We start from the raw sequence: 26897 nt of genomic DNA, 5'->3' as shown, positions 1-26897 counted from the left end.
CAGTTGATGAAGACTCACTCAGAACTGACCGGCTCCGTATCAGCCACGACATTAAGAGTACCTCGATACAAGTCAAGAGTTCTCGTAGGACTGAACGATCGCCTGTTCACGGCCGAGTATCTCCCCGAAGCTGTCACTACGGCACTTGACATCGATCTCTTCGGCCCGCCAATTGCGCTCGTCTTTGTCATCCCACGCACCATAGAGCGTTGCCTTCGGCAGCACAATGACTCCAAAGAGCACGGCAAACTCATAGAGTAACAACGCGATCTCGTCCCACGTCGCCGTAATCGTTTCTGGCACATCAAGCTCAAAGTCGACGTGGATCGCCGGCACTTTCTGCTCGCGTGCTCGCTCAACGAAGCCGTGATCGTTCGAGAACAGAATGACACCCGTTGACTCGTCCTCGTAGTAGGCCTTACAGCCACGGATAATATCAGCGTCCCCTTCTCCAGACTCAACGATATCGTGTGGCCGGGATTCACGGAGCCGGCGGTACTCTTTGAGCCCTAACCGCATTTCTCGGCTATCCTCGTTTGGCTGACCGGCAAGACGCGTGAACTCTGAGCCAAGCGCAGCCGCAAGCTCCGTCGCATCCACTGCTGTCTGACCGTACCGGTGGCCGTGTCGTAGTTCCGCATCAACACCTTCGGCGAGTGTGTACCCGTTAATGGGAGCTGGCTCGCTATCCTGTCCGTGGAGCATGGGATCGATCCCGAGGACGTCATGCATCCGCCAGGGCAGAAGGTTGGTGTCGATACCAGCGTACCGTGGCGGGTGTCCCTCGTGGAGGTCCTGGTAGCCGTACCGCCGGAGAAACGTGTCGATCTCCTCGCGGTTTCGCACGTCAACGAGACCGCTTGCTACCATCGCCTTTACGTAGGCGACTTCATTCGGAAGTTCATCGGAGATTGCCTTCCCGTGGTCTCGCCGAATATCGTCTAGTAGCGATTCGTATGTCATTGCACCCGTCGTTATATGGACTGTGCTTGCTTCGGGCTCACCGAGGTCGATCCGGATTAACTCGCCAATCGCCTCAGCGGGATGCCGGACAGAAATCGTCCGTTCGTTGAGATCATAGAGTGCGTTCAACAAGACTAGCAGCTGCTGGCGAGAGACCTCCATCAGAGTACCTCCGTGAAATCGTACAGTTCGCCAGCTGTCCGCGGAATCGTCTGATAAATCCGCCCGAAATAGGCGTTCGAGTGCAGATAGAAATAGAAGAGATGATCGACCTCGTATGTGGTCCCGGCGTTGAAGGCGAACACCGACATAAACTTCCGGCCGGGCGTGACATCAATAGCGACGTCTGCGTCCGCCGCACGGGCGTCCTCGACGGCCGCTCGAAAGTAGGCAGCAATATTCTCGAAGTCCGTCTCGTGATCGATATCGTCCGTGCGGATCGTTGGTGAATCGATTCCGTGACCCTCCAGTATTTCTTTAGTGAGATGCTTGGCATCCGACAGCGTCGATCCCAGCCCAGGATTATCCAAAAAGTAGACCGTATCAGGGACGAACGACTCGGTAATCCCATCAGCGTTACAGGCGGCAGCGAGTGGGTTCACCATTGCCTCGACCGTGGTACTCCCGGTCGTAATCCAGACGGTGTCCATTCGATTTATGACACACCACCGACCGGCATAAAACTACGCCACCAGTCCCAGTCTGTGCGCTCTGGAAGTAGCACGATCGCTGCTCCCTCGCGCCTGTACGAACAATCCTGTGTGTCGTTGCATTGGAGATGTCCCACTAGATGCTCGAACGATTCTTCGTTAGCCTCAAAATACAAGAGAGTATACAAGCGATCACACGGCGCAAAGACGTCGTCCGTAATCCGATACTCGCGTTCGACGATAGCCCTCCTGTCGCTGTCGTCTCGGCCCCCAGTAGGGCTGACCTGCTGCGGCTCCGTCAAGTTACGTTTTGAATGCCGTGGCCGCCTCTGCGGCGGGTTCGCCAAGATGCATTAGTTGGATGAGGTGCCACCTCTCGGTATCGGCATAGAGAACTGAAGGTAACGTAGAAAGGATATTTCCAGATTGACTCTTACCTAATCTGGCGAAACAACCATTCGATGTGTGACATAGGCTAATACTGACTACTGAATATAGAGCTTACATATAGCCCGTGAATTCAGAAATTTGGACTCTTCACACAGTGTCCCTATTTACACAGACTCAAATATACATTTAGTCGGTCGTATTCAGCATTTCACTTAGCATTCGTCTTCCAGATTTATTGATATCGACCGTTTCAAACACTATTTCTACAGGAAGGTAGGTGATATCGTCTGGAATTTCATCAGGTTTAGAGTCTTCTGGGCCAAACATCAATACTTTAGATCCATCACCAATATAATCTTCAAGGCTGTCTAATTTATTCTTGACATCGTTTGTTCCGCCCATTGTTACTTCTCCCCAAATCCTGTGATTCTCTGCTACTCCAGATATATCAACATCAGCAACTTGACCGCCAATTGTCCGAACAGCTCGATAATCCTCATTTACGATTCGAAGATATTCTTCGCACAATACCTCCACCTCGTCAGCCCTCAATGAGTATACCGAGCGCCTTTGTTTTTCCTCATTAATTATTCTTCGTAGATGATCCTCTACATTCCACCAATTGATAATTGAAGCTGAGGGTGGTCTTATTGAATTATCGAAAAGTACTGGATAGTCCTCTCTTGAAACGGTCTTCACATCTTCCAATTGAAGAGTTTTGTAGATCTTGTAGTTCTCTTCATTTACATCCTCAATACTTCTACCCGGTTCGATCTCTTTCTCCCGAACCAAGTCTCCATCATCAAAATATAGTAATTTGATATTGGAATCGGACGGCACGACACCAACCAGCATTTTTGACGTAATGAACTCTCGATATGATGCCCCGACAATTCTGCCCTCCCTCGCAAACTCGTTCAGATATTGAATCTCATTTGCTCCTGAATCATAGTCATCAGGATTCGAACTCGGTATGTCGCCCCAATGCAACGCAATAAGCTCATTTTCCCAAAAATACTTTGCAACTTCCGTAACTCCGCCTTTATGCCGTGCGAAGCCAGTACCGTATTCCTCGTACACAAGACGGGGGTCGTATGGGAAATTTATAAATATAAGTGTTGCTTCTCTGATTTGGAGAGCTCTTTGCTGAATATGCCCTCCATCTTGCAAAGCTCCATCTATCGATTCTGGGATATGTCGAGTGTTTTGCTGTGTTCGGTAATAGCCTCCAGATTGGATATGCCGTATTACTACTACTAATGCCTGATTCCATAGGGCGAAATTCTGCTCAATCCCCTCTGCTCAACCCCCATTCTCTCGTACTCTCAAAGAGTATGACTGTGTCAGTCGACCCACTGTCGAATACGCATAGTCTCGTCCAACGTCGGATGAGCGAATTCCCAAGGCGGATCACCGGACGACGAGTCCTGCGGCACGGCTTCCAGGGTGATACCGAGAAGCCCAGCGATCTCAGGGGTACTCAGCGACGAGTTCGCGCGGACGAGCGCAGCGAGCGCCTCCACATCAGCCCGGTTGTCGGTCCGAACCACATCGAGAAACAGCAGTGTCGCGGTCGTGAAGTGCCTCGGGGTCAAGCCCCGAGGCTTCCTGTTTCCACGACGCGCTTTGCAGATTCCACGAGGGAATCCACAGGGAACGCAGTCTCCACAGGCGTGGATTCGGCCTCTCCCTGACCTACTTGGTGGCGACGGCGGAGCGTCCGACCGTCCGTGTTTTTGGACTTGAAGCCAGACGTGATAGGTGCCGTCACAGCTATTTATTGACCGTCATACGACTTAATCGTTTGTGTCACCTGGGACGGCTTCATCCACGGGGTCAAGCCCCGTGGCATTCGCCTCGTACCGCTTGTAAAGGCAGCACAGTGAGATGCAGGGATAGAACAGTAACTGCGAAAATGGCGGTGTGAGACAGTATATTCACAGTGGAACCGGTCGGATTCAGGGCCGTCATCCGCGGGGAGAATGGACTCCGGCATAAGATCTCAGTCGAGATAGGAATCCGACATCAATGTGGCGGTTAACGAGGATATCCAGCCGCGTCGATCACAGTTCTACTCAAACAATCACAATCAGACACGCACAGCGCTCACCCCTCCAGCATCACGTTAACCGGAATCTATATATTTACCACGCAACCGTTCGAGAGCGGGATGATCCTCTGGGACTCCTTCGAGACGGATGATCCGACCGTCCGAGATCGGGAAACACTGTACCAGATCGCCACTGGAAGTCACGACCTCGAAACTAGGCATCGTGCGCTTGCAGTTATGGATGAGTTTCCGCGTCCTGATGCAGACGTAGCCGTGGCTGAGGTATGTGGGATGCCCATTGAGACCGAGGCTGATCAGGAAATCCGAGAGCGCGCCGAAGCGATGTTACGTGCGTGAACCTGCCTCGGGGTCAAGCCCCGGAGCAGTCGCCTTGGCCGCCTGTCGAGCCATTGAGACGGGGGTGTTGGCAGCCGGGAGAAACGGTCGTGTGATTGCAGGACAGTCTAAGCAGTTTATACACGTTCTAAAACGATTTGAGGCGTTCGTTCACGCCCACGGAGATAACTCCCCATCCCTCCAAGGGGGAAGTAGAGTGATCATCCAATGACGAACATCTCGACACGCTGGCTGCTTGTGGCAGCCGCACTGCTCGGTCTCGCATTACTGCTCCCGGTCGTGAGCGCACACGGTGGACTCGGTGTGGTTAACCCCACTGACGACACGGCCAGGGATGTCTCCCCACAACCAGGAGACCGCCACGCGCCGATGGTGAACGATCGCCCAGCTGTGACTGACGGCGACCGCTCAGGTCACGACCGTACGGATCGCGGTCACCACCACGGGCCGTGGATGAACGAAACCCATTCGGGCGAGTGGGCTAACGGAACGTACTCTGGAGAGTGGACGAACGACACGTACGGGCCACACGGCCCGATGCACCACGGTCAGTGGGCAAACGACACCCATTACAACGAGACGTACGCGGGCGACTGGACCAACGGGACAGACGGACCGTACGGGTCGTGGATGAGCCACACGTACCACAACAGGACGTACTCCGGTGAGTGGGCCAACGAGACATATGACCCATACGGCCCGATGCACCACGGTCAGTGGGTGAACGACACGCATTCCGAGTGGGCTAACGGGGCGGACGCAGGCGACTGGACGAACGAAACGCACGGACCGCACGGGCCGTGGGTGAACGAGAGTCAGGACGACAACGCATGGACGGGTGACACAGACGCGTCGGACACCCGGAACGGCGGTCACCACCGCGGCCCAGGAGGCTGCCGATGAACACCGTCAGTCGGGTCGTCGTCACGGGTATCGTGTCGGCCGGGGCACTCCTCTCACTGGTCGTCCCGGCCGCAGCACATCCCTCTGGGGGAATGGGCGGCGGCTACGGTGGAACCTCGGCTGCGATGGGCGGGACCTTCGGCGGGTCCGGCCTTGGATCGCTGCTCGTGATCGTTGCGATCGTGATCGCCGCTGCGCTTGCGATTTGGTATCTCCAGTCGGGTTCGACCTCCGAGGGCACCAGCAGGCACCGTTCGAGCGCACAGGCCGACGCACTGGCGACGCTCAGAGAACGCTACGCGCGCGGTAACCTCTCAGATGACGAGTTCGAACGCCGTCGGGAGACGCTAAGCCGGTGACTGCTGCGGCTGATTGATTATTATGTGCTATTCGCGCTGGAGCTGTCGCCACTGATAGAGTGTGTAGCCGACAACGGCGATGAAGAGAAGGGCCATAAGAATAGCTGCGCGACCCTGGTTCGGATCGAATAGTTGCTGGATCAGCAAGTGCCTGCGGCAAGCATCTCTGCGGAGGCCGGGCTCTGGATAGGCACTGGTCGTGACGTGAGCGTCAAGCCACGTGTTGTACGAGGTGCCCGTCACGTTTTCGACGATCCGCGTGAAATCAGTGTACGTGACGGTCCCGTTGTGCATATTCATCTGGTAGATAACATCGTCGAGTGTTCGTTTCCCGTCGGTATCTGCCCTGATTCGTTGATCCAAGGCAGACAGTACTACAGCACCTTTTCGGTACGGCCCTTGCTCGTATGGCCCCCACCGGCTGTAATTACTGAGAACGACAGGTCCTATCCGTGTCCGACTGAGCTCCCGGAAATAGTGTGTATACTCACAAGGGCCAGTGGACGGTTGTCTTGTAGGTAGCTCGGCAGCATAGTATGTCGCGCTAGCTTCGACGAACCACGCCATCTGCGCCCCCGTGCGGACAGTCGAATGCGTCACGAACAGTTGTCGGGTGTGAGTGTACTCGTGGAGCCATGTGTTCGATGGAATCATACCGCTGCGGAACTCGGAGTCGAAATCGAAGGTAGCTGCATCGTGCACCCAGAATTCGTGCGTTGTGGCTGCCCCACCGTGACGGATCGGGTCAGTGACTGCATACGCGTTGACGTGGCTATATCGCGGACCGGCATCGAACTGCCGCGACGCCGAGACAAGCGCAGCCGTGATACGCTCCGGTGATTCGGACAAATCCGCAGCTTCAGGGACGACGAGTCGAATCTCTTGGCACCCCGCTGTCGCCGAATAGACAGTATTCGGTCCTGCGAGCATAAATTGGTCACCAATAAACCCGGCCCCAGTGAAGCTCAGATTCGTTGGCAGCGAATGACTTGGGATTGGAAAGAAAGCCCAGTTCGGTGTCGCTGCATATTCGTGATCTGTTTCCCGTGGCGCGGGTTGATGATTGACGGTCAGAGTGATTTGTGGTCGTGGTGTTGCTCCAGTCCAGTGGAATGAATAGGCGTTATCGGACGATAAATTGGTGAATCCGGTGGTGTTGGTGATCCGAATTCCCCTATCGAGGTGGGTCGTTGAGAGATCGACCCAAAAATCCGCATCGGAGGAGAGGTTCCGATACGTGATAGTGAGCGTTTGCGTGTTTCTGTCGTAGTCAGCGTTCCCACTGATGTTCGCGTCGGCACGCGGCACTGAGATGCCGTTCTGAATCGCAATATCGGCGCGAGGATCTACGCAGGTGTGAGTCGGCGTTTGCGTCTGTGGTGTCAGAGGAGAGCTGAAGAGAAGTAGCGCAAAAAGACCGCTGAGCACTAGAAACCCAACAACGTGTGCTCGTTGCATCACCCAAACTTATATGCGTACTATCATAAATTCCCGGACTGGCTGCGCGGTCGTGTTCAGATTAGCTGATTCCATGCGAAGGCGAACGATCGAAGCCAGTCGTCAGCTGTCTCTGCTTCGGCGTTGCTGAAACAGTTTGAAAACGAAGATGTGCGTCGTTTTACCTCACGAAAGACACGTTCGACACTATTCCGATTTCCGTGGCGTTCGTATCTGAAATCGAGGCCGTGTCGTGAGCAGGCGTCTTTCAGTGAGAGCGACCCATCGATGAGAAACACAGCGTCGTCAACGTTGTGTTTCTCGCGAAGTTCGGTGAAGAAAGAGTGAGCGATCACCTTGTTTGTCGTCGGTTCAAGCTTTGTATGGAGTAATTCGTTAGTTTCGGGATCGACCGCAGCGTACAGCCAGTACCGCTCGTCATTGAGTCGGATCACGGTCTCATCGACCGCAACGTGATCCGGAGATCGACCCGACTCTGGCTGTAAATCAGCCTTGTGAACCCAATTATGGACGGTCGATCGTGCCCGCTCGACACCAAATACCGCAAGAATCGAAACGGTATTCGAAAGCGATAGTCCAGCAAGATGCAGCTGAATACCGAGCTTCATCAGCAGCCGCGGTGTCGCTTCTCGTTCAACAAACGCTAAGTTGATCTGGTCGATACTACCGCTGAGGCGTGTGTTTTCGGGCATGGACCACTCAGAAAACACACCGTCTCACTCTTCAATCCTTATCTGAACACCGCCGGCTGCGCGGGTCCTAGTTTCGACCGTTAGATATCTCGTCTTCAAGTGGTGTTAGAAAATATGGAAATTATCTTCTGAGATTCATAATGTATTAGTGGATGTCCGTCACCTGTAGTGTTGTGCAATATTTCGCGTCTGGCTCTGTTTCAGAAGATGACCCGGGAGGGGAAGCCGAGTTAGCGGTATGGGCTCGACTGAAAGATGCATTTGACCCAGACGAGAACGGTGTGCTGTATCATCAGTATCCGATCTTCAATAAGGGTGGTCACCGGTTCGACCGGAAACCGGATTTTGTTTTGCTGCATGAGGAACTAGGGCTCATAATCGTCGAGTGTAAGGGCTATACTGTTGACCAGATAGATTACATTGCTGGTGAGACGTGGCATCTACGAGGGACCCGACAAGACCAGGCAGCCCCGGTTGAGCAAGCACGTGATCAGGGATTTCATTTGCAGCAGTTCTTCCGGCAAGAACGAGCTCTGCGGGATGGCCAGCAGGTCAAAATTCCGATGAACGTGATGGTCGCACTGCCGAATATTAGTTACAAGGAATGGGAGCGACGCGATCTAGACGCGGGGCCTGCTTCGCCACGGGTAATACTGAGTGATGATCTCACGCCGGTAGCACTACGAGAGCGACTTGAGTCAGTGAAAACGTTTGAGCCGCTGAGCGAGGAAGAATTTGAAGCAGCAACGAAGGTGTTGAGTTGTGGACAGCCGATTAGCGGGGCTCATGAGCAGCCGACTGCCGACCCCACGACGAAGGCAGAATATTATGAGTCTGTGGAGAAAGGGCTTCGAGGACTAGATCAGCAACAACAGAAAATCGGGATGCGGATTCCGCCTGGCCCACAGCAGATTCGCGGTATTGCTGGATCCGGGAAGACGGTGCTTGTGGCAATGAAGGCCGCGCGGATTGCAGCTGATCCAGCGTACAGTGACTGGGACGTCGCATTGACATTCAGTACGAAAAGTCTCTATAACCATATCACTGCGCTCGTCGCTCGATTTTATCGACAGTTCACCGGTGAGCCATTCGATGAAGACGAAAGCAATATAGAGATCATCCATGGATGGGGTGGGGAAACGACAGGAGACGGGTTATATTGGCGCGTAGCACAGGCAACACCGGGTGTTGAGCCGCTCTCGTTTGGAGACGCGAAGAGGAAATTCGGGTATAATCCGAATATGCAAGACCGTGTAGCCAAAGAAGTACTGGAAACCGGTGGTATCCCTGATCTCTGGGATGCGATTCTTATCGACGAGGCGCAAGATTTTGAAACAAATTTCATGAATATGTGCTTAGCGGCGCTTGACGAGCACAACCGCCTCATCTGGGCATACGATGAAGCGCAGGATCTAGGGACACTTACTGCGCCCAGTCCGAAACGGATCTTCGGGACTGCTGATGACGGTGAATTGGTCGTAGATATGAGCGGATCCTATGAGAACGGGATCCAGAAGAGCCACATTATGCGGGAATCGTATCGAGCACCGCAGGAGGTGTTGTTGGCTGCGCATACGATCGGCATGGGGCTTAAACGAGAGGGCGGGCCTGTCCAGACAATCACGCGAGCAGAGGGCTGGGAGAACATCGGATACGAGCTTGACGGGGACTTCAGAAAGACTGGGAGCCAAGCGACATTGTCCCGGCCAGAAAAGCATTCGCCGCATCCACTTGAGGGGGATCGCGATGCAGGACCGTTTGTCCGAAGTGAGTGGTTCGGTTCAAAGACGGCAGAAATCGAGTGGGTTGCTGATCAAATTGCCCAGGATATTGCTCACGAGGGGTTAGATCCCGAGCAAATTCTGGCGATCCCGCTTGGGCCGAACGCAAAAGGACACGGTCACTACACCCTCCGGGAAGAATTGGCGGAACGAGATATCGATATCAATTGTGTCTGGAACGAGGACAACAAAGTATTCGAGAAACCTGGACAAGTCACTGTCTCGCGCATTAATCGTGCGAAAGGGAATGAAGCAGCGGCCGTCTATGTGATCGGGGCTGAAGAAATTGCTAACGAAGACTATCTTGGCGAAGAGGTTCGACGTCGGAATCAGGCGTTCGTTGCGATCACGCGATCGCGAGCGTGGTGCACAATATCGGGCATCGAGACTGCCTCGCTGGTTTCCGAGTTCGACGAGGTGCTTGGAGAGATTCGGAAAGTGGACCCGGAAATTACATTCAAAATCCCGAATGCGAAGGAACTGGATAATGAGCTAGAGACGGATACAGCCGAGTTAGAAGTGATGACATTAGATCAATTTGACTGAATGAAATCCTCGAATAGACTAATATAGATTAGGCTAATTGAGAATAGGCTATTTGAGTATAGTATCCTAGACGAGTGCAGGTAACAGGAGATGCGGCTTCGGAAGTGCGACGAGAAAACCTCGCGCCTCGGCGTGGGGTGGAAGTCAAATATGCGTAGTACGATAGACGAAGTATGGTCGATAAGCACATTTCTCGCCGCCGGCTGCTCGCAGCAGTGGCCCTCTCTAGCTCGGTCGCAGGCTGTACCGGCATATCCGACGAGGCCACCCCATCGGGTAACTCGACCACCAGTGTCGAGGTCACCGAGGCAGTAACCGGCATCTCGAATCCCTGGGGACTCGCTTTCCTCCCCGACGAGTCGGGTCTGCTGGTGACCGAGCAGGCAGGGCGGCTCCTGCTGACGGACCCGAAGACCGGCGACCGAACCGCACTGGCAGGGGTCCCCGATGTCTATGCAGGTGGCCAGGGCGGGCTACTAGACGTGACGCTGCATCCCGACTTCGACTCGAACCACCTCGTCTACCTCACTTACTCTGTGGCGGATGAGGGCGGTTCGACCACACGGGTCGGTCGCGGACGGCTGGAGCGCGACCGGGGGCAGATCGCTGACTTCGAGCCCATCTACACTGCCCGTCCGTTCGTCGAGTCGGACGGCCACTACGGCTCACGAGCAGTCTTCGATACCGAAGGGTACCTGTACGTCAGCGTCGGCGACCGGCAGTTCAAGGACTTCGGTCCGAATCACGTCGCACAATTGCGTGAGAACGACCTCGGTTCGGTGCTACGACTCCACGACGACGGGTCGATTCCTGATTCAAATCCGTTCGTCGACGACCCGGGCGCTTCGGGCGCAGTATTCACCTTCGGAAACCGGAACCCGCAGGGACTCGCAGTCCATCCTGAAACCGGCGCAGTCTGGGAGACAGAGTTTGGAGAGCGCGACGGTGATGAGATCAATATCCTCGAAGAGGGAGGCAACTACGGCTGGCCCGTCGCCGACAACTCCTGTAAATACGGCACCGACGACCCGGTCGGCGTCCCGCACGAGGAGCGTGAGGACGTGGTCGCGCCTGTCTATGGGTGGGCCTGCGGGAGCGGCGGATTCCCGCCGAGCGGCACCACCTTCTACGACGGGGACGCGTTCCCTGACTGGCGTGGCGACCTGTTCATCGCCGGCCTGGCGAAACGGTATCTCGCGCACTTTACCGTCGACGGTCGCGAAGTAACAGAGGTCGAGCCACTACTGGCCGACCGCGACCAGCGGATCCGTGACGTGATAGCTTCGCCAGTGTCGGGTCACCTTTATGCAGCCGTTGATGCCGACAATGCGCCGATATACCGTATTGCGCCCGATGGGTGATACCGATCTCGCAGTTGGCAAATGGGGCTGTGGAAGATGGAACGCGCGTTTGCAGCAGCCATATCAGACGGTTGGCTTATGTATCAAAATCCCTATTCGAATGTAGTCCGGCGTTCAGCACTACATCCGGAACTACTTGACCAGATAGATTTCAAAAGAAAGCCAAGGCGGATTCCCCGCCCTTCCGAAAACCGTAGGTTTTCGGCTTTCGCAAATCTTCGATTTGCGTCAACACCGTGGGCGGGGGTGAAGCCGACACTCGCTGTACTATACTAACCTTTTAGCAGATGGCATCCCAACAGTCTGGTAGTGGTCGGCGGCCTACAGCTGTCGTCGGCTACGGGCCGCAGTCAACCGGCCCCCGAAGTCAGGGATGCCGACCTGTGAACGCCCGAAAGCTCTTCGGGTACGACGCGGCGAGTCCACTGACAAGCCACGGGCCACCGCGCCCGTGGCAGTTGACCTCTATCTCCACGATCGTAACACCCCCACTGTTTCAGCAATTTCGACCAACCCAACTTCCTTTTCTAGATTTTGAGGAGCCTCCGTTTCATCAATTCGATTGGAAACACTTGGAAGGGGTCTCAAGGTTGAGTGTCGCACAGTCGAGAGTCGAAACGGACCTGAGAGTTCAGGGGACACTCAATCATCATACTTTAGAGTATCATACTTTGGAGTACGATTATCGGTAGTACTATTATCTATCCGACGGTATGAGTTGTATGCCCGAGTTCGTGGACCGGACGGAGGAGCTCGCCCGTCTCCGAGAACTCTATGACTCAGACGACGCTGAACTCGCGGTGATATTCGGACGTCGCCGCCTTGGAAAAACAGCGCTCGTCCGAGAATCGCTGCAAGAATACGATGACGCTGTCGTATACCAGGCAAAGCAGAAAACGAGTGAGTTGCAACTTCAGCAATTCATCGACGCTGCTGCAGAATCACACCCCGGAGTAACGCGGATTCGAGAAGATTGGGATGAGATTCTCGGGTATCTCGCTGAACAGGATGCGATCATTGTCTTGGACGAATTCCCTTATCTTGTGGCACAAGACGAGAGTCTCCCATCCGTGCTACAGGCAATGTTCGATCACGAGCTTGACGGGTCAGCTGCGACGTTTGTGCTTGTCGGGTCGTCAATCAGTATGATGGAAGACGCGGCATTACTCGGGAACAGCCCGCTCTACGGGCGTTCATCAGTAAAGCTCGATATCAGACAACTGCCGTTTGACGCCGCGATGGAGTTCTTCGACGATGAATATACTGCAGAGGAGCAGGTGCTTATGTGGGGCGTGTTCGGTGGGGTTCCGTACTATTTGGAAGAGGTTTTGCCGGATGCAACGCTTGCAGAGAATATTCTGCAGACGATTCTCTCCCGGCACGGGACGCTCCACAATGAGCCTGATTATGTCCTCCGAATGGAACTCACCGAGCCGACTCGGTACTTCTCAATTCTGGAAGCCATCGCTGGTGGGAGTGTCAGTCGGAACGAAATTGCTGGGACAACCGGCATCGACTACAACCAACTCTCGAAATACCTCAACCGACTGTCTCGATTGCGACTCGTGGATCAACACGTCCCAATCACGGAACAGAAAGAGCGGAGCAAGCGCAGTCGCTACCGAATTCGTGACCCGTTTTTTCGGTTCTGGTTCCACTTTGTTTACGGAACAGGTGAGGAGTACGACGAGTTAGGAGACGATGCTTACGACGCGTTGATCGAACCAGAACTGGCTGACTTCGTGAGCCGGTCGTTCGAAGACCTCTGCTGTTCTGCACTTCGAACGCTGTACCCAGATTACACGATTACGAACACTGGGCAATGGTGGTACGGTGAACATGAGATCGACGTTGTCGGCCTTACAGCTGGCGAGACGCTGATTGTTGGCGAGTGCAAGTTCCAGCAGGCACCACTCGGATATGATGCGCTATCGAACCTTCAAGATCACGCCGATGAACTTCGATGGTCGCCACAAGATGGGGGCGACCGTGTTGTAGAGTACGCGCTCTTCTCTCGAAGCGGTTTCAATCCGTCAGTCGAAGAGGCTGCCGCCCAACGAGATGATCTCCGTCTGTTCACCGTCAGTGACGTTGTGCAAGCCCTTTCAGCGGACAGGTCGTAGTTCCTTTGTTCTATGTAGTCTCCCGCGAGAGTCGGACAGGGGTCCAAGAGACTAGTCCCCGAACAGCCGAGACAGGAATCCGCCGGAGTTGTCCGTATCCGATGCGTCTTCCGTGGTTGTTGACTGCTCGGTGTCTGTGCCGGTTTCGGCTGCCCCGTTCAGGAGGTCATTGACGGAGTATCCGATCCACTCGGCGAATTCTTCAGGTGCGCCGATGTAGACGCTCGTGGAGGATTTCTCGGACATGAATCGTTTGGGGAGACGTTTCTCGTAGTCGTACACCTCGTATTCTTCGCGGTCGAAGTCAGCTGTGATGGCATTCGGCTCCGATTCGAACGTGACACGGCCGCCCTGAATGTCGCGCTGCCACTTCAACCGCCCTGTGTCGTACGTCTTCTCGGCTGGCTCATCGGCGGGGAAGTACTCGGGCTGCTCTCGACCGGCTTCGTTGTAGAATTCGCGGACAATCCGGCGGACGTCTTCGATCGTGCCGTTCCCGTCTGTCCACGGTTGTTCGGTGAGCATGCGGCGGGCCACGTAACTGAAGATCGGGTTTTGCCGTTCCAGCACGCCCGACAGGTCTTCTTGTGCTTTGCGGAACCCTGGATCTTCCGGGTTGGAGGGGAAGGAGACGTCCATGCTCAGGATTTTCATTCGGTTCCGGAACTCGGATTTTGGGAGTGCGTCGTTGGTCGTGAAGATAAGGCACGGCTGATCGACGTTAGTTGGGGTCCAGTCACCCCAGTAGTTTCGGATCGGGCTCCAGCGCTGGATCTTCTCTTTTTCGGCGTCGATGATGGCGTACGGGAAGCACGTGTCCCACTCGCGGACGCCGCGGACTTCCTTGACGCCGACGTCGTCTGCGTCCACCCCGGAGATGACCGTGTTGTCGGAGACGAGTCGCAGGATATACTCGGTGAGTTTGTCCTTCCCTGCGTCGCTCTTCCCTTCGATGTAGAGGTGCTGCAGGACGTTGTCCAGCGTCCGTGACGGTGACGACAGTGCCTCGGCGTACTGGTTGGCGAACGGGGCCCAGAACCCGTAGAGGAACGCCTCGTACATCTGCGCCATCACTGCGGTCTCGGATTGCGTGTGACCGTGGTTCTGGACGGTCTCGATGTAGTCCTCGATGGTTTCGAGGCAGTGATCCAGGACTTCGGGGGTTGGCTCGTCGGTGGCGACGAGAATCATCTCGTCGTCCTCGCCGATCACGACCTGCTCGGCCTCCGGCAGGACCGACATCGTCGGGATAGCCGTCGATTCCTTGACCTGGTTGTTGTACGCGCTCAGCGGCGCGGTGATGCTGTGATCCTCGACAGTTGCGCCTCGGTCACGGAGCCCGGCCCCGAACTCGTCGGCAGTGTCCTTGTCTACCTTGCTGGTTCCCATTCGGATCTTCTCGTCGGGCGCACGGACCCGCGGACGGTCGAGCCCGTCCGTCAGCCCCGTTTCGTGTTCCGATTCGACGAGCCCAACGTCCGGTGACTCGTCCTCGTCTAGAGCGACGGAACCGTCTTCGTCCGTTGGCTCGTCCGGCTCGACGACGTTACGGTCGGCGTTCTCGGGTTCCTCGACGAACGCAACCGTCTCGTCAGCCTCCTCAGGGTCGTCAACAACGGCGGTGACTTGGTCGGCGGCGTCTTTCAGGTCCTCAACAGCATCCTGATTCAGGGCGGCAGTGTCGCTCACATCAAGGTCACCGGCACCAACCCAGTACTCGATGCGGTTCTCTCGCTCTTCCGGTGAATCAGCCTCCTCCAGCGCTTCGACAAGCCCTTCGAGGAGCGTCTGGTCGCTGTACCCGTCGCGGTATTCGTCGATGAACCGCTCGAACTCTTCGTCGAGTTCAGTCCCGACATCGGTCGTGATGACGGATATCTGGTTCGTGTGGTACTCCCAGGAATTCCGCGAGAGATTCGCCGATCCTTGGACGAGCTTCACCGTGTCGTCCGGCATCACGATTCGGTAAATCTTCGAGTGGACTGTCTTCCGGTTCTTCAATCGAATCGTGAGTCGGTCGTCCTGTCGAAGTCGGGCGAGCGACCTCGCTGTCGAGACTTCATTTACCTGGTCGGCGTAGTCTTCGGCGTTCCCGATGAGCACGTCAAGTGAGCCGATATCGTATTCGGTTAGCATCTTCACCATCAGGTCGGGCGTCTCCGCGTACGTCACGGCGTCCACGTGACGAGCGCCTGCGAACAAATCGAGAAAGTCATCCCGCTCTTTCACCATCGCCAGGCGGTATTCCGCAGCACCGGATCCGTAGAATTCCGGCATATCTGCGAATCGGTCGAACGAAATATTCGCTGTCAGTTCGTCCATACACACGGCAGCAGTCTGAAACGAATAAAACCGTGCCATAGGGCGGTAGTAGAATATACGTAGCCGGTACCTGGTGACACTTCGACATCGATGAACGAGACGGACATATTCCCCCGTCCGGAGACGAGGAAATCCCACAGCACTACACCGCTGGATTGGATTGTTAATACGTAGGTTGGGTCTGGTCGCGTTCCGTCTATGGTCGCTATCAGTACCTCGATATCGGATCTCCGCTGGGAGTACTAACGTTCGGCAGAATATACGTACTCACGTACTTGTGGACATACACATAGATGCGAACGCACCCCGGGGTCAAGCCCCGGGGCAGTCGCCTTGTACCGCCTGTACATACCCAGAGACGTACTGCCGAACGCTTGCCCCTCTTATTCTATTTCTGACACTTAGAGATCGCGTCGAGTCACCCGTGAAACCGGTACAGTGACGTGACGTATGGCAGGCGGTTGAGCATCCAGATTGCGATCGGGATCCCCACAATCGTGATTGCGAGGAACGACGCCACGTTCGCCCACAGCAGGCTCAACCACCATCCGACGAGGACGAAATAGATCGCCCGGACGGCGAGCGAGTGTTGCCCCCGAGCCGACTCAGGCGTTGATAGCGACCGCGGCTCAGCGAGAGTGAGCACCGTCGGCACGAGGTTGATCAATTTGATCCCGATCGGGAGCAGGATAACTGTAACGTTGAGTAGCCACGCAGTGTTCACGACAATCGGCGTTGCCCACCAGCCGACGAACACGAACCACAGCGCACGAACCCAGAAAGAGCGTTGTGCCATCAGTTGTCCTAGATGTCCAGGAGATAAATCCATATCGTTGCTCCTGGCGTTTCTTGACTTGCTCAGGTGTAGTCCGCACCGACAGTGTGTGGCCCACACGCAGGATATATGAATACTACCGAATCAAGTGCTTCAGGGCAGATGGAAGAGACTCCAGAGGTGGCCGATCAGCTGAGAGCGGCGAGTACAGACGGTGATCAAGCCGAAGAATTCGAGCCCCTTATCGCTCAAGTATTCACTCGCTGCAGAGTCGGTCAGCGAGGCGGGCGGCGGCGACAATGTGTTTGTTCGCGACCGGGTCGTTGATGTCTCCAACCTCGTCAAGGAGTGAGACGATATGGGTTGCACGCTTGCGGATCAGGTCTGCATCGTTCGGAGCTTCGACAAGATCGGCCGCGACTGCTTCTGCTTCGCCGATCCATCGGTTCGCGGTGCGTTCGATCGGGAGTTCGGCTGTTGCCGCCAGATGTTCGTGGAGTTCGACGACAGCGCGTCGCCGGGCGTCGTCATTTTCGATCGGTTCGACCATCATACTTTGATAGAAGGTGCTGACGCTATTTACGCACCCACGACTAGCCGCAGGTTTTCTCCGGCATTTCGTATACGAACAATCAGCACTAGTTGTAGCACTTCGGCAACGGGGATATCGGTACTCAAGCGCTCGGAGTTTCCTCTCTGGGCGTCGTCTGGGGAAGTCGCGTGGACAATCGACCGACCGTCCGAGATACCACGGTTACTAGTAGCACGCCCACTACTTATCGAGAATCGACCCGATGTCACCCAGCGAATCGACGGTGAAATCGGGTTCGACAGTTGCGTTCGGAGTCGTGTCTTTGTTACTGCCTGTTTCGACGAGGACGGTCGTCATCTCAGCGCGCTCACCGAGGGTGATATCCGTGTCGATGCGATCGCCGATCAAGAGATACTCGTCAGTGGGATGGGCAAGACGGTTCGTGATCGCGTCGATCATCCGATCGGAAGGTTTCCCGAATATCTGGTCGGGTTCGCGTCCGGTTGTCTCGGCGATTGCACGGATAATAGAGCCCGACCCGGGCACGGGTCGGCCGTCGCCGTCCGGGAACGTGCGGTCGGGATCTGTCCCATAGAAGGGAATCTCCTGTTCGAAGGCCCTGAGGGCACTCACCAAATCGTCGTAGGCAAACTCGGGCGTCCACGACGCGAGAAAGACATCAGCTACTGTCGGATCGTCACAGCATCGGATCCCTGCCGCCTGCAACTGTTCACGGAGGCCGGCGCTGCCAACGACGAATACGTTCGCATCAGAGTGAGCGCTGGCAAGATACTCAGTCGTCACAATGCCCGAGGACAGAATACGATCGCGTTGGGTTTCGATACCAATCGCTGTGAGGCGATCAACAAACTGCTGTGAACTGTGTCCAGGATTGTTTGAGACGTATAACACGCCGTCCGGGAGTGATTGGAGTCGATCGATCCCATTGAGGGCCCCGTCGATGGGTTCTCCATCGTGATAAACTGTGCCGTCGAGATCGACGACGGCGCCTGCGAATGTCATCACCAACAGTACACCTGACAAGCCAAAACCGCTATCGATTACTGCCTGTGGTCCGTCATTGACTCCGAGGCAGTTGACGCGTCAATAGTCGCCGAGAACGCCGAGTCGGCGGGCTCGCCGTGTCGCGTAGTAAACTACCCTACCCTACTTCGCTCGGGGGCAACCGCCCCGCTCGCTCGTTGAGGGTAGGGCTTTCGCGTGGACTCCCGTTCTACGCCTCAGATGGGGCGGGAAGGTCGTACTCTCCACTCACGTTCAACGTCCCGCGATTCAAGCGCACGTCTACGGGTGCGCCTCCAACGTCTGCGTTTTGCCGACGCCGGAGATACTGAAGGCCGATGTTTTTCGCCGCGTTGTAGTCGGCATGGTTCTGGTAGCCGCAGTCCTGACACTCGAAGTCCTCGCCGTTGCGGTTGTCGTCGTGGGTAAACCCACAAGTCGAACACCGCTTCGACGTGTTCCGTGGGTCTACCTGAACGGCTTCGACACCGTGTTCTTCAGCCTTGTATTCGACGTACTCGTAGAGGCGGCGGAACGCCCACAGATGATGCCACGACGCCTGTGGCACGTTCTCACGAATGTCGGTCAGGTCCTCGAACACGATGTGCGAACAGTCGTGTTCGACGGCTTCGGCTACGATTTCGTTGGCGACACGATGCAGGAATATCTCGAAGCGTCCGTCCTCCTTGCGCTCGACGCCTGTTATCGCGTCGTGTGCCGCCCGTGTCCCACACTGCTGAAGGTCGCCACGCCGTTTTTCGTACTCTCGCTTCCAGTGGTTGAACTCGTCTGCCGACCAGAATCGCCCGGTCGAAGCGACCGCGAGTTGGTTCACACCGAGGTCCACACCGAGGACTGTCCTGTGCCCGGTGGTGGTGTCGGTATCGTCCTCTTTGAGCATCGACGCATGGAGATACCAGTCGCCGTCACGTCGATGGAGTGTCGCCCGCCGAAACTCGTAGTTCTCGTTGGCGACGTACTTTGTCGGCGGTGTGTCGTCGTCCTTGGGGAGAATGTAGTCGCACTCGATTCGTCCGTCCACAGTCGATAGCGAAACGTGGTCGCGGTGGAACGTGGCACTTCGCTTGTCGTAGACGGCGGTATCCGCCGTGAACGTCGGACGAGACGTATCTTGGCCGTTTTTGAGCCGTTCGACGCCGCTCTTGATGGCTTCGACGGCTTGGCGTATCCCTTTCTGGACGAGATTCGCGGTCAACTCCGTATCTTCGCGTAGCTGGCCGTACAGCGCATCTTCGGCCTTTGCTTTCGATGTAACGTGGTAGCCGTCGTCGCCGTGCCAGCACCATTCGCTTGCGGTGTTGGCACAGTAGTTGAATTGCTCGACAGTCTCCCGCAGATATTCATTCGCGCCTTCGGGTGTGTCGAGTTTGATGACGGCAGTTCGACGGGACTCCACGATGTTTCACATTTATGCTTGTAGTCACTTAATAATTGAGAGTTAGAAGGCAACGATCTGTCGCCAGTCAGTACCGTGTCGGCTTTCCCCCCCACCCTACTCGCTTGTGCTTCCGCCGGGGCCGGAAGCCCGGCGCTCCTTGAGGGTGGGGCCTCCGCCTCGAATTAGGTGAATTGAACAGCCGATGTTTCCAGTAACTTAGCCACCGCATGGCAATCCTATATGACCGACTCGGTGGTCCTCCATACTACCGCTCCGCCTCAACGATGTCATATGCAGTGGCCTCGGCGATATCCCACTGGAGATTGTCGAGCGACTCTTCGTTGGCTTCGTAATACGAAAGCGCGTATAGTCGCTCACAGACCTCAAGCGCCGTTGGTGTGATGCGGTACTCGTGTTCGACCGTGGTCTTCATCTCGCCGTCGGTCTCCGAGCGCAGCAACGCTGACCGAACAGAGACGCCGTCGAGTTGTGTCGATTCGAATGAATCACTATCTGCGTCGTCGGCCGTGTCGAGCCCTTTTGGCTGTATGAGGTGCCACCCGTCCGCATCGTTGTAGAGGAATTGTGTCCGAAGCCCCTCGCTCCGCTGGGACTGCACATGGGGGTTCACCGGATCTTCGGACCAGAGTCGCCGGCTGACAGTGTGGCTAAACACGAGTGGCTGGTTGCCAAGCGGTTGCGTCTCGATCGGGAATCGCTTGAGCACCGGATCGAACTTTGAGGGGCCGGCACGAGCTTGGGTTAGGAGCAGTTGTCCGTTGTATCGAGTCAGCCCAAATTGCCACGGTTTCGAGGTCGACCCGCGATACGTCGCTATTGGTATCGGCTCCCCCACGCCATCACTCTCAGCGCTGGGTTGAGAGGCAGTGACGGGCCGATACAACTCGCGTTCGACGAGGACACCGAGGGGATGAAAATGGACATCCTGGGTGTCATGCTGATACCGAGAGGCGAGCTCGTAGTTGCTGATCACGTCCCCGTTATCGTTGCGGAACACTGCGTCAATCTGGTTAGGACCATGCGTGGCTTTCCCCACAATCAGGGGTGCTTTTGACAACTCGAACCGGGTGGCGATGGCCGTATCTGGGAGTTCAGTTCGCTCTGCAAGTTCGTGGGCTGTCGCTAGACCGATCAGTTCGTCAGTACGACGCACGCTAGTTGCAGACTCGAACGCTGTGTCGGGATCGACGTCTGCTGAAATAGCGACAATGGCGATACCGTTGATCGTTTGGTCGTTGAGCGACAGTCCTGTCGAGACGATTTCAACGTCGATGCCGGCTGTGGTGGCGTCGGTTTCGGCTTGCTGTCTCGTTTGATACTGGATGTTTCCCCCACTGCCCTCGAATTCGTACGTGAGCTCGTACATTGGTAGTTGTGTCTCTTGATGGATGGTCGAGCTATCGTCCCCTCGCCAGTCGCTCAGCGTTGTAGCTGTCGATGCTGGTGTTCTCGATCCGCCGCCGTACCTCCTCGATATCATAGGAAACTCGATGCAGATCAACAGTCATCGCATCGAGATTGACGACCGCATAGGCAGCATCTGGGTCCCTGTCACGTGGCTGGCCGACACTACCGGGATTGACGACGATCCCGTCAGCAAACACTTCGGCATGCTGGACGTGTGTATGCCCGAGGACAAGCACGGCTTCGTCGTCGAGGAGCGTCGGTTCAAACGCGGCGGGTCGTGTGTACCGATTCCGCTCTTCGGGGTGATCGTGGACGACCTTCAGTCGCCCATCGAACAGCAGGCGCTCTCGCGGGAGCGCCGCTAGCCACGACCGCCGCTCCTCCGACAGCGTGCGGCTGGCGTACTGGTCGCCTGATTCGTAGGGCTGGTCGTTGACAACGGCCCGGTCGTGGTTGCCCTCCACCGTTGGAATCGATCGCTCGCGAACCATCTCGATGCACTGCCCCGGCGATGGGCCATATCCGACGATGTCACCGGCACAGACGAGTGCATCCACGTCGTCTATCTCTTCAAGGACGGCTTCTAGTGCGATGGCGTTGCCGTGGATATCTGAAAGGAGGCCGATACGAGTCGGGCGGTCACTCACTTGGCATCACTCCCAGTACGCTCCAGTTCGAGCAATTCGCCCGCGAGGTCGCGGAGGTCGTCGGTTTCCTCGATCGCGGCCAGCCACGCGTCGGGAAGTGACTCCGCGCCAAAGCGAGCGCCGGCGACAGCCCCGGTGATCGCACCGACTGTATCGGCGTCGCCACCAGCGTTGACCGCCCGGACGATCGCGTCTTCTGCACTGTCTGCGTCAAGTGCATAGTAAAGCCCCGCCTGGAGCGCATCGACGACGTATCCACCGTTGTTGAGCTCGCTTGCCGAGACGCTGTCCGGCAGTCCCTCGACAGCGTTGATGAGCTCCGGTGCGTCCGACTGGCCGGGATAGGTCGTCTCAAGAGCGCGTCGCAACGGCTCGTCCTCGCCGTGAAGCAGACCCGCGATAGTGAGATTCAGGATGGCACAGCCACGCTTGCAGCGGGGATCCGCGTGGGTGATCGCTGAGGATTGTTCGCTCACGCGCCCGAGATGCTGCGGGTCGTCGGTGAAGGCCAGCGCGTACGGTGCACACCGCATCACACTCCCGTTGCCGGCGTTACTGCCCTCCGGTCGTGACTCCCAGACGTCTTGGCCGGCGTGTTCCCACGGTTCACCCTGCTGGAGACGAGCGAGGGCGTCGCGAGTCATCAAGCCAATATCGAAGGGGCCGGTCTCGTACCAGCTCACGAACCGCTCTGCGACGTCAGCGCCGTCAAAGCCGCCAGAGTCGACGAGACTGCGAGCGATCCGAAGCGCGAGTTCGGTATCGTCGGTAATTGTGCCGGGCGGTTGCCCGTGACTGCCGTCGCCGAGCATCGAGTCAACGGTGCCATACTGTGTATCGATCGTGACGGCGGATTTGAATTCGACTGGCCGGCCAAGGGCGTCGCCACAGGCTAGCCCGAGGAGACAGCCTTCCGCTTGCGAGGTGGGGATCATAATTGGAGCTCCTGTGATCGCTTTCGACACATGACGAGCTGTGCTACTATGTGTGCTGGAATCCTGGTAAGCGTATTCATACTGGGTCGATCTCTGAAAGTGCCCACGCAATCCGGTTCCGAACGGCTTCACTTGGCTCCTCCTGGAGACGCTCTTCGAGTGTCGCTTTCGCCTCCGAGGCCTCGAGACGGCCCAGCGCCCAGCAGGCGTTCTCTCGGACCTGCTCGTTGTCGTCCGAAAGCAATTCGACGAACATCGGGGTCAAGTGACTGACCGACGCTGGGAAGTCTTCAGCCACACGTGCGAGTGTCCCACTCGCGTTGATACGAGTCTGAGAATCGTCGTCAGTAAGCAACGCTGCGATGTCATCGATGTACTCCTCTACGATATCGGTGTGTAGGTCTGCCACCTCGTACGTCAATGCGATAGCGTTATTCCTGAGTTTGTAGTTATCAGTATCGTACAACTCGACGACGTCCTCGAAGATCTCAGTCGTAAATGCGGCAGGCGCCCTAAGAGTGCGGCCAAGGGCTGCCGTTGCGAGTTGTCGAACCTCATTCGATGCTGATTCCTCAAGAGCGATCTCAGCGAGATGACCGGCAGTTGATGCAGTCGTCTCGGGGGATTCAGCAGCCACCTTTGCAAGAGCACGGACAGCGTACCGTCGCCTCTCGTCATCCTCCTCGAGGAAATCGACGAGCTTCGGTACCGCATCAATGCAGTCGGCCGGGTACTCCGTGGCAATCCCGGCAAGACAGCCAGCTGCCTCGCGCTGAACCGGCGTACGCTCTGAGTCGAGATACGGTTCGATATCATCGAGCGCCGGGGCGATGTCTTCAGGGCTGGCTTCTGCGATTGCGTGCAGTGTCGTCAAGGCGTCGTGAGGAGCGACGGGGTCATCTTCCTGAAGCAGGGAGCGCAAGATGGGAATCGCTGGCGAACACGCATCTGGTCGAACCGTTGTGAGGGCGGCCAGCGCGTGGAGGGCGTCTCGCTGCTGTTGCGGTGGCAACGCTTTCTGATCCAGTAGTGTCAAGACGGGGGAAAGCTGCAGCTGGTTCGGCGCTGCATCCGCAAGCCGGCGGAGCGCCGCTGCTGCGTCGGGTTGTGTCTCGGCTTGTGCGGTGACCGCTTCCGGTGATAGTTTGACAACGTGGACGACATCGATTGCACCGATGGGCACAGTGAACGACTCCCCCTTGGGGATGAGTGACGAGCAGCGAACGATCGGTGCCTCACTCTCTGCTGTGTCCTCGACTACAGTAACGTCCCAGCACAGTCGCGTCACATCGTCGCCGTCCTGTTCGTAGGTAATTTCGAATCCGGGCGTGTCGTCGTACCCATCGAGGAACGACGCGAGGTGGTCGGCGTCCGCGGGCTTGATCCCCGCTACCGTGGGCAGCCCGCCATCAGTGGCCAGATCGTCATCACTCACTTGATCATCCGTCAACGGGGGCGCGAGGTCGAGGTGCCCATCACGGACTGCCGGGACAAACTCCCAGGCGTGGTAGTGCTGCCAGCCCTCGACGTCGCTCAAATCGAGGTCGTCAACGACGATATAGCGATCGGCCGCCGGGTGCAACGCTTCGATCAACGTCAACCGTTCCCGCCGCGTCGGGAACGACTCATACCGACCGTCCGGCTGTTTGTCGCCAAGCCAGTCGTCCCAGTCGGCAGGGTGGCGACCGACAATGTCAACGACGCCGGGAATCGCCGCTTCTTCAGCGAGGTCTTGATTCCCGATCGCGTAGACTGCGTGGTCGGTTTTGTGTGCGAGGTAGCGGACCCACTCTAGGGGGACTGCCTCATACTGCGGATGAGGGTTGACATCGACGGTCCAGTCACGATCGAACGCGAACACCAGCATCAGTCCCAATCACCTGCCTGCTCAACCGTCGGCTGTATCTCGATGCCAGCCTCGGCGCACAGCGTCTCAAGCACCTCAACCTCCTGGCTCAGCGTGTCGTCACCGAGTGCGTTGGCTTCCGCAACCAGGTACGCCCGTAGCGTCTTGAACCGGCGGCCGTACTCTTCTGGGACTGTCAGCGGTACCGACTCGCGTTCCTGTTCATCTGGCCTCCCGGAGTCGATCCAGTCATCAACACCTGACGACACGTTCGTGCGCGAGTGGACGTCCTCGGCCCACGCTTGAAGCAGACTCGCGTACCGGGCGAGCGCGGTGGCTTTCCGGATGCCACTGTGATCGAACGTGCGCCCATTCCGTGGGAGTTCGACGGCGACGCGCTCGGAGTGATGACTGCCGTCGCGCTCAACCCACGATGCGACCAGATCGACCGCGCGGTCCGTATCGGTCACGTCGAGTTCGACCAGGACGACCCCGCCGCGGGTCTCGCCGTCGACCTTGGGCGAGGGGAACAGCGTCGTCACGTGAATCAGCTGGTCAGTGCTGTCGTTGCCGGGGGCGCCATGGACATCGGCGACCTCACAGCCCTCCGCGTCGAGTTCCAGCTGGAGATCGAACACCAGCGGTGACACCATATACGCGAACTCCTCGCCAAGGCGTTGCTCGAACTCCTCGACGGAGTGGACAAAGTAGTGGTTCGCACCACGGACGTCTGAGACGGCGTCAGCAAGATCGGCGTTCTCGTCGAGCCCGATCCCGAGAAACGTCGTGTGGATCCCATCAGCAGCAGCGTCCGCGAACAGCTCACGGAGCCGCGTCTCACCGGTGCTGCCCATATTCGGCATCATATCGGTCATGAACACGACGCGGCGCTCGGTGTCGGGTTCGGCCGGTGCGTCCTGGAGGAGATCCCACGCCGCCATGAAGCCGTCCTCCATATTCGTCCCGCCGCCAGCAGACACCTCACGGATATGTTCCCGAATCGCGTGCATATCTGTCGAGCCGACGTCTCGCAACGGCTTGGCAACATGGGCGCGGTTGTTGTACAGGACGACGCCGAGTCGGTCCTCGTCGTCTAACTGCTCTGTAAGCGCACACAGCGCGCGGGTGGCGGCGTCGATCTTCCGCTCGCTTGTCGTCTCAACCTCGCGCTGGCGACCATGTTCGTCGTAGTAGTACTCATCGAACGGCGAATCCATAGACCCCGAGACGTCCACCACTGCCACCAGATCGAGGCGCGGCCGCTCGAAGTCATCAGTCGACAGCGTCGAGTCTAGCCCGACGCTGAGGACGTGTTCGGTCTCGGCGGTGACGGGATGTTTCGAGACGCCGGCAGCGTACCGCGGCGCGAACAGCGCGTCCGTCTCGGCGCGGCGGCCGCCCGTCTCGAAATAGTAGTCGTAGAACAACCCTTCTGTGCTGATCGCGCCAGGCTGGGGCGTGAATCCCTGCTCGATATTCTCTCGGAAGTTCGTCGCGTCCTTCGCACCGCCAGTCGCAAGCCCCATCGTGTCCGACGACGACGCCATCGGCGACTGATTGACACTCTGCATAACAGGGGCGCTCTCCGCGTCGGTCGGGAGATGCAGGTCGCGGTCGTCGAAGACCTCCTCACAGTTGTCGCAGACATAGTCCGGCGCCGTATGTCGAGTTCGGTCGTCTCGGTCCATCGGCTGCCAGTCGTCAACCTTCTCCCAGTCAGTCGGGACGAGCCGCGTCTGCTCGGTCGCGATGAAAAACGGCTCGTCGATTTTCAACTCCGTGGCAGCCTGTCGAAGTGGTGCCGGTGCAGCGTCTATTGCGACGGCGTGGCGCAGTTGCGCGCCGCAGTTCGGGCACCGTTCGTCACTCGGGTCCGCAGCAGCTGTCGGCACGCAGTACCGTGCCTCGGCGATCTCATAGCGGCGTCCGGTCTGGAGGCCGTGGATGTCGCAGTCCGCAGCGGCTGGAATCAGTAACGTCTGCGTTGTCTCGTCGCCCATCGAACGAAAGCAAATACATTCCAACAGTAGAACACGAAACGGCGGATTCAGACTCTGTGAGCCGTGATTTCGGCACGAATCGCAGCGATGGGCGCTGGAGGCGCTTGTCCGACTGTCGAACGAATCGCTTTTCCAGGCGTGAGACATCCGAATTTGAGGGCCGCAAATAGGGCTTCCAACAGTGGTTCGCGTGGGAACGACCAAAGAGTCTCGAACTTGCGGACCGCGAAATAGCGTCACACAAGCCACCGTTCACTCCCATCGCTCACGTCTGGATCACTTCATCCGCTAGTGCAATGACAAAGGAATCACGGCTACGACCGGCGCACCGTGAGGGAAAAGATGGAACAGCGGGGA

21 protein-coding genes are annotated in these 26897 nt (G+C 57.0%); 6 read left to right on the top strand and 15 right to left on the bottom strand.

Features of this window, described 5'->3' with window-relative positions:
- Window positions 1-72 precede the first annotated feature (72 nt).
- The 3 genes from HSEST_RS14030 to HSEST_RS14020 all read right to left on the bottom strand — a co-directional run bounded on the left by HSEST_RS14030 (window position 73) and on the right by HSEST_RS14020 (window position 3083).
- The gene (locus HSEST_RS14030) at window positions 73-1125 is read right to left on the bottom strand and encodes a hypothetical protein (RefSeq protein WP_229123128.1); all 1053 of its coding nucleotides are present in this window, start codon (window positions 1123-1125) and stop codon (window positions 73-75) included.
- Window positions 1125-1613: a CRISPR-associated ring nuclease gene (locus HSEST_RS14025; RefSeq protein ID WP_229123127.1), complete on the bottom strand. Its 489-nt coding sequence runs from the start codon at window positions 1611-1613 to the stop codon at window positions 1125-1127. Before HSEST_RS14025 ends, HSEST_RS14030 begins: the two co-directional genes overlap by 1 nt.
- Window positions 1614-2189: 576 nt before the next feature.
- Window positions 2190-3083 (bottom strand): hypothetical protein, encoded by an 894-nt coding sequence (locus tag HSEST_RS14020; protein WP_229123126.1) that lies wholly within the window; start codon window positions 3081-3083, stop codon window positions 2190-2192.
- Window positions 3084-4173: 1090 nt separating this feature from the next.
- Here HSEST_RS14020 and HSEST_RS14015 point away from each other — a divergent pair.
- The 3 genes from HSEST_RS14015 (at window position 4174) to HSEST_RS14005 (ending at window position 5672) form a co-directional block, all read left to right on the top strand.
- Complete coding sequence (locus HSEST_RS14015; protein WP_229123125.1) at window positions 4174-4410, top strand: hypothetical protein; 237 nt, start codon at window positions 4174-4176, stop codon at window positions 4408-4410.
- Between the two features lie 207 nt (window positions 4411-4617).
- The gene (locus HSEST_RS14010) at window positions 4618-5313 is read left to right on the top strand and encodes a hypothetical protein (RefSeq protein WP_229123124.1); all 696 of its coding nucleotides are present in this window, start codon (window positions 4618-4620) and stop codon (window positions 5311-5313) included.
- On the top strand, window positions 5310-5672 hold the full coding sequence (locus HSEST_RS14005; protein ID WP_229123123.1) for an SHOCT domain-containing protein: 363 nt from the start codon (window positions 5310-5312) through the stop codon (window positions 5670-5672). The genes HSEST_RS14010 and HSEST_RS14005 overlap by 4 nt, the downstream gene beginning before the upstream one ends.
- A 27-nt stretch (window positions 5673-5699) precedes the next feature.
- On the opposite strand, the gene HSEST_RS14000 is transcribed toward HSEST_RS14005, so the two are convergent.
- Both HSEST_RS14000 and HSEST_RS13995 read right to left on the bottom strand, forming a co-directional pair.
- On the bottom strand, window positions 5700-7130 hold the full coding sequence (locus HSEST_RS14000; protein ID WP_229123122.1) for a hypothetical protein: 1431 nt from the start codon (window positions 7128-7130) through the stop codon (window positions 5700-5702).
- A 56-nt stretch (window positions 7131-7186) separates the two neighbouring features.
- On the bottom strand, window positions 7187-7822 hold the full coding sequence (locus HSEST_RS13995) for an IS6 family transposase (RefSeq protein ID WP_229123121.1): 636 nt from the start codon (window positions 7820-7822) through the stop codon (window positions 7187-7189).
- Between the two features lie 173 nt (window positions 7823-7995).
- Here HSEST_RS13995 and HSEST_RS13990 point away from each other — a divergent pair, with 173 nt between their 5' ends.
- From HSEST_RS13990 to HSEST_RS13980, 3 genes are all read left to right on the top strand, one after another.
- Window positions 7996-10149 (top strand): DEAD/DEAH box helicase, encoded by a 2154-nt coding sequence (locus HSEST_RS13990; protein ID WP_229123120.1) that lies wholly within the window; start codon window positions 7996-7998, stop codon window positions 10147-10149.
- A gap of 173 nt (window positions 10150-10322) precedes the next feature.
- A complete protein-coding gene (locus HSEST_RS13985) occupies window positions 10323-11510 on the top strand; it encodes a PQQ-dependent sugar dehydrogenase (RefSeq protein ID WP_229123119.1) in 1188 nt (395 codons plus the stop codon).
- Between the two features lie 722 nt (window positions 11511-12232).
- The gene (locus tag HSEST_RS13980) at window positions 12233-13633 is read left to right on the top strand and encodes an ATP-binding protein (RefSeq protein WP_229123118.1); all 1401 of its coding nucleotides are present in this window, start codon (window positions 12233-12235) and stop codon (window positions 13631-13633) included.
- A 51-nt stretch (window positions 13634-13684) separates the two neighbouring features.
- On the opposite strand, the gene HSEST_RS13975 is transcribed toward HSEST_RS13980, so the two are convergent.
- From HSEST_RS13975 to HSEST_RS13930, 10 genes are all read right to left on the bottom strand, one after another.
- Complete coding sequence (locus HSEST_RS13975; RefSeq protein ID WP_229123117.1) at window positions 13685-15955, bottom strand: hypothetical protein; 2271 nt, start codon at window positions 15953-15955, stop codon at window positions 13685-13687.
- 418 nt (window positions 15956-16373) lie between these two features.
- A complete protein-coding gene (locus HSEST_RS13970; RefSeq protein ID WP_229123116.1) occupies window positions 16374-16751 on the bottom strand; it encodes a YccF domain-containing protein in 378 nt (125 codons plus the stop codon).
- A 235-nt stretch (window positions 16752-16986) separates the two neighbouring features.
- The gene (locus tag HSEST_RS13965) at window positions 16987-17283 is read right to left on the bottom strand and encodes a hypothetical protein (protein ID WP_229123115.1); all 297 of its coding nucleotides are present in this window, start codon (window positions 17281-17283) and stop codon (window positions 16987-16989) included.
- A gap of 219 nt (window positions 17284-17502) precedes the next feature.
- Window positions 17503-18285 carry an HAD-IIA family hydrolase gene (locus HSEST_RS13960; RefSeq protein WP_229123114.1) on the bottom strand — a complete coding sequence of 261 codons (783 nt, stop codon included), beginning with the start codon at window positions 18283-18285 and terminating at the stop codon, window positions 17503-17505.
- Window positions 18286-18496: 211 nt separating this feature from the next.
- On the bottom strand, window positions 18497-19702 hold the full coding sequence (locus HSEST_RS13955) for an RNA-guided endonuclease InsQ/TnpB family protein (RefSeq protein WP_229123113.1): 1206 nt from the start codon (window positions 19700-19702) through the stop codon (window positions 18497-18499).
- 247 nt (window positions 19703-19949) lie between these two features.
- On the bottom strand, window positions 19950-21071 hold the full coding sequence (locus tag HSEST_RS13950) for a hypothetical protein (RefSeq protein ID WP_229123112.1): 1122 nt from the start codon (window positions 21069-21071) through the stop codon (window positions 19950-19952).
- 31 nt (window positions 21072-21102) lie between these two features.
- Window positions 21103-21759: a metallophosphoesterase family protein gene (locus tag HSEST_RS13945; RefSeq protein ID WP_229123111.1), complete on the bottom strand. Its 657-nt coding sequence runs from the start codon at window positions 21757-21759 to the stop codon at window positions 21103-21105.
- Window positions 21756-22694 carry an ADP-ribosylglycohydrolase family protein gene (locus HSEST_RS13940; protein WP_229123110.1) on the bottom strand — a complete coding sequence of 313 codons (939 nt, stop codon included), beginning with the start codon at window positions 22692-22694 and terminating at the stop codon, window positions 21756-21758. Before HSEST_RS13940 ends, HSEST_RS13945 begins: the two co-directional genes overlap by 4 nt.
- A 76-nt stretch (window positions 22695-22770) precedes the next feature.
- On the bottom strand, window positions 22771-24561 hold the full coding sequence (locus HSEST_RS13935; RefSeq protein ID WP_229123109.1) for a HEAT repeat domain-containing protein: 1791 nt from the start codon (window positions 24559-24561) through the stop codon (window positions 22771-22773).
- Window positions 24561-26540: a vWA domain-containing protein gene (locus tag HSEST_RS13930; protein ID WP_229123108.1), complete on the bottom strand. Its 1980-nt coding sequence runs from the start codon at window positions 26538-26540 to the stop codon at window positions 24561-24563. Before HSEST_RS13930 ends, HSEST_RS13935 begins: the two co-directional genes overlap by 1 nt.
- Between the last annotated feature and the right edge of the window lie 357 nt (window positions 26541-26897).

Origin of the sequence: Halapricum desulfuricans, from assembly GCF_017094465.1 — an archaeon.
Taxonomy (GTDB): Archaea; Halobacteriota; Halobacteria; order Halobacteriales; family Haloarculaceae; genus Halapricum.
This window is presented reverse-complemented; position numbering and strand designations above follow the sequence as displayed.

Bases quoted from the DNA above. Each gene is read 5' to 3' on its own strand.
- HSEST_RS14030 (WP_229123128.1), bottom strand. From the start codon at position 1,125: ATGGAGGTCTCTCGCCAGCAGCTGCTAGTCTTGTTGAACGCACTCTAT.
- HSEST_RS14025 (WP_229123127.1), bottom strand. From the start codon at position 1,613: ATGGACACCGTCTGGATTACGACCGGGAGTACCACGGTCGAGGCAATG.
- HSEST_RS14015 (WP_229123125.1), top strand. From the start codon at position 4,174: ATGATCCTCTGGGACTCCTTCGAGACGGATGATCCGACCGTCCGAGAT.
- HSEST_RS14010 (WP_229123124.1), top strand. From the start codon at position 4,618: ATGACGAACATCTCGACACGCTGGCTGCTTGTGGCAGCCGCACTGCTC.
- HSEST_RS14005 (WP_229123123.1), top strand. From the start codon at position 5,310: ATGAACACCGTCAGTCGGGTCGTCGTCACGGGTATCGTGTCGGCCGGG.
- HSEST_RS14000 (WP_229123122.1), bottom strand. From the start codon at position 7,130: ATGCAACGAGCACACGTTGTTGGGTTTCTAGTGCTCAGCGGTCTTTTT.
- HSEST_RS13995 (WP_229123121.1), bottom strand. From the start codon at position 7,822: ATGCCCGAAAACACACGCCTCAGCGGTAGTATCGACCAGATCAACTTA.
- HSEST_RS13985 (WP_229123119.1), top strand. From the start codon at position 10,323: ATGGTCGATAAGCACATTTCTCGCCGCCGGCTGCTCGCAGCAGTGGCC.
- HSEST_RS13980 (WP_229123118.1), top strand. From the start codon at position 12,233: ATGCCCGAGTTCGTGGACCGGACGGAGGAGCTCGCCCGTCTCCGAGAA.
- HSEST_RS13975 (WP_229123117.1), bottom strand. From the start codon at position 15,955: ATGGACGAACTGACAGCGAATATTTCGTTCGACCGATTCGCAGATATG.
- HSEST_RS13970 (WP_229123116.1), bottom strand. From the start codon at position 16,751: ATGGCACAACGCTCTTTCTGGGTTCGTGCGCTGTGGTTCGTGTTCGTC.
- HSEST_RS13965 (WP_229123115.1), bottom strand. From the start codon at position 17,283: ATGATGGTCGAACCGATCGAAAATGACGACGCCCGGCGACGCGCTGTC.
- HSEST_RS13960 (WP_229123114.1), bottom strand. From the start codon at position 18,285: ATGACATTCGCAGGCGCCGTCGTCGATCTCGACGGCACAGTTTATCAC.
- HSEST_RS13950 (WP_229123112.1), bottom strand. From the start codon at position 21,071: ATGTACGAGCTCACGTACGAATTCGAGGGCAGTGGGGGAAACATCCAG.
- HSEST_RS13940 (WP_229123110.1), bottom strand. From the start codon at position 22,694: ATGATCCCCACCTCGCAAGCGGAAGGCTGTCTCCTCGGGCTAGCCTGT.
- HSEST_RS13935 (WP_229123109.1), bottom strand. From the start codon at position 24,561: ATGCTGGTGTTCGCGTTCGATCGTGACTGGACCGTCGATGTCAACCCT.
- HSEST_RS13930 (WP_229123108.1), bottom strand. From the start codon at position 26,540: ATGGGCGACGAGACAACGCAGACGTTACTGATTCCAGCCGCTGCGGAC.